1 protein-coding gene and 1 pseudogene are annotated in these 2,640 nt (G+C 62.7%); both read right to left on the minus strand.

Translation table 11 applies throughout. From position 1 onward, the window contains the following. Window positions 1-114: 114 nt before the first annotated feature. Window positions 115-2,232 (minus strand): ParB/RepB/Spo0J family partition protein, encoded by a 2,118-nt coding sequence (locus tag AX729_RS36575; protein ID WP_021075705.1) that lies wholly within the window; start codon window positions 2,230-2,232, stop codon window positions 115-117. Between the two features lie 134 nt (window positions 2,233-2,366). Next, window positions 2,367-2,582 (minus strand): annotated as a pseudogene (locus AX729_RS36580) (zincin-like metallopeptidase domain-containing protein); the annotation flags it as partial. Window positions 2,583-2,640 lie beyond the last annotated feature (58 nt).

The following is a 2,640-nucleotide window of genomic DNA, read 5'->3' on the forward strand; positions in this document are numbered from 1 at the left end:
CACCTCCAGGCTCAACGAGCCTACTACAGGTGTCCACTCATTCGGAGGAAGTTCAGGCGCTCTGCACCGGTCCCCAAAACTGCGGGACAGCCGGAGCCATCCCGCTCTGTGATGTCACTCAGCCGCATCGAGCTGTTGCGGATCATCGTCGCCGGCGTTCTCCCCTTCCTCCTCGTCGGCGAGGAAATCGGGCAGCGGACCCGCTTCACCCTCCTCTTCCGCTGGCGACGCGGCGGGGTCGACGAGACGCAGCGGCTCCGGTAACCAGCCCGAACCATCGAGAAGGCGCTCGGCCTCCTTGGCCATGTCGGCCTTCTTCAGGTGGTCGATCAGCTGCGCGGAAGACTCGCCCCTTGCCTCCCGCACCGCCTCCAAAATGCGAGGCTTGGTGACCCGGCCGAGATAATTGTCGACAGTGGGTCTCCAGCCAGCCTGGACCATGTCGAGGCCCACCGCGCGGGCCAGCACGTCGGCCTGGTCGAGCCGCGTGCGGACGGCGTGAGCGGAGACGCGACCCTGATTGTAGCGGTTGGCCGGCTCATAGAGGGCGTTGACCGCAAATGACGCACAGTGAGCGAACAGAGACGCTTGCGCACCGCCATCGAGGGCTGTGAGTGCGTCCCACAGATCTTTCTCGCTCTTCGGCAGCCGTGCTTTCCAGGACTCATGCCGCGCCTCGACGGCCTTCGCGGACGCGCTTTCCCTTAAGCCAGGGGCTTGGGCGGGAAAGGTCGGCGTGTGAAGCCCGATCTCAAGGCAGCTTCCTGATGATGCGAACCGGTAAAAGGCAGTCAGCACAAAGTTGTGCAACACTGCCTGGAACGCGATCGCAGGACTTTCTGCCAGCGCGTCCCGCAGCGCCAGCGTACGATGCGCCGTCAGCTCTGTGATGAGCCGATCCGGCAAAGGCTTGGCCGCATCCTCATCATCTTCGTCGGCATCAGCAGCGCTGCCTGCAACCGCGATCACCGCTCGCCGAATGCAAGCACCTGCCTCCTGCCCTCCGGTCGACGACGGATCGGCGCTCTGCTCGATATCAGCATCAGTTGCCGGCACGTCGTCCTCTGGCCGGACGTAACCCCGGTCCACGGAAAGGCGTCCCTCGGAATCGATGCTGATGAAGACACCAGCTCGGGCGATCTCTGTCGGATCGTAGAGCACCGGCCGGTCTTCGAATGCCATCAAAGCCTGCTCGATTTCGCCGAGACGCTGATCGACCTCCTCGGGCAATTCGTCGGCATCCTGGTAGTCGGATTCAAGCTTCGCCTGCTCGGCGTTGAGGGCGTCGATGGTGGCCTGCTCCTCAGGTGAGAGATCGACAGGTTTGCCCTCTAGCTCACGCATGCCGCTAGCATGGCCGTAGGGAAAGTCCACGGCGACTGAGATCCATTTCCAGCCCTCCTTGGCGATCGTTTCGGCCTCGACTTTGAGTTTTTCGGTAACGAGACGATCAAGCAACGGCACATCCTGCAACCATCCGCCATCGTCGTGCGCGAACAGATCCCGCATCACGGCGCCGCCGGCCTGCTCGTAGGCATCCAGTCCGATGAACTGGGCGCGACGGTCGGAAGCGCGCACGGTGTTCTCCGTCAGCATCCTCCGGATCTGATATGGCTCGTCATTGCCGGATCTGCTGATGTTGTCCCAGACCTGCTCCTGACGCGCCTGGTCGGACGTGACCGAGAATGCCATCAACTGTTCGAGTGTCATACCATCGTCAGCATAGACGTCGTGCAACTTCGGCGAGACTGACGCCAGACGAAGGCGCTGCTTGACGATCGCCGGCGAGACGAAGTGCCGCGCGGCGATATCCTCTTCGCTCATGCCGCCGTCATGTAGCAGCTTGAACGCGCGGAACTGATCGAGCGGATGCAGTCCGACCCGCTCGTCATTTTCGGCGAGGGAATCGTCCTCGGCGATACCGCCATCCCGGATGACACAGGGGACAGGTTGCGTCTTCGCCATACGCTTCTGCTTGACCAGCAGTTCGAGCGCGCGGTAACGGCGTCCGCCGGCGGGCACCTCGAACATACCGGTCTCCTGGCCGTCGGCGTCAACGACCGCACGAACGCTCAGGCTTTGTAGCAGCGTGCGCTGAGCGATGCTCTCTGCCAGTTGTTCGATCGAGACGCCGGCCTCTACGCGCCGGACGTTGGACTGGCTCAGCACCAGCTTGTTGAAGGGAATATCGCGGGAGGGACTGAGTTTGATCTTCTGGACGACGCATGCCATGTCGGATTCTCCATGACGGGCGGCCGAAAGACTCTCTCCCGACCTCCTTCCCGTCACAGACAAGCCGGCACGCCTCTCACTCTCTGACGCGCAGCATCAACTGAGGACAGATACGGGCACAGCGTGCGGATCCGTCATGCAGCTTCCTCGCTGCCCCCAACCACGGAATCGATCGCGGGCGGCAGAAAGCCGAGCAGGAAATCGGCGGCCTTCGATGCCGCGCTCGCCGCACGGACGACGGCGCGATTATCCTCGCGCAGCACCTCCAGCCAGGAACCGATGTAGTCAGCGTGGCGCACGGTCGGCACGATACCGAGCGAGGCACAAACGAAGGCACCCGCCATTTCGGCGCGTTATCTGAACAGTCAAGCTGTCTCAGCCGGATGATTTAGCGGCGTTTGCCTGAAA

Source organism: Bradyrhizobium sp. CCH5-F6 (genome assembly GCF_001556045.1).
Taxonomy (GTDB): domain Bacteria; phylum Pseudomonadota; class Alphaproteobacteria; order Rhizobiales; family Xanthobacteraceae; genus Bradyrhizobium.

Bases quoted from the DNA above. Each gene is read 5' to 3' on its own strand.
- AX729_RS36575 (WP_021075705.1), bottom strand. From the start codon at position 2,232: ATGGCATGCGTCGTCCAGAAGATCAAACTCAGTCCCTCCCGCGATATT.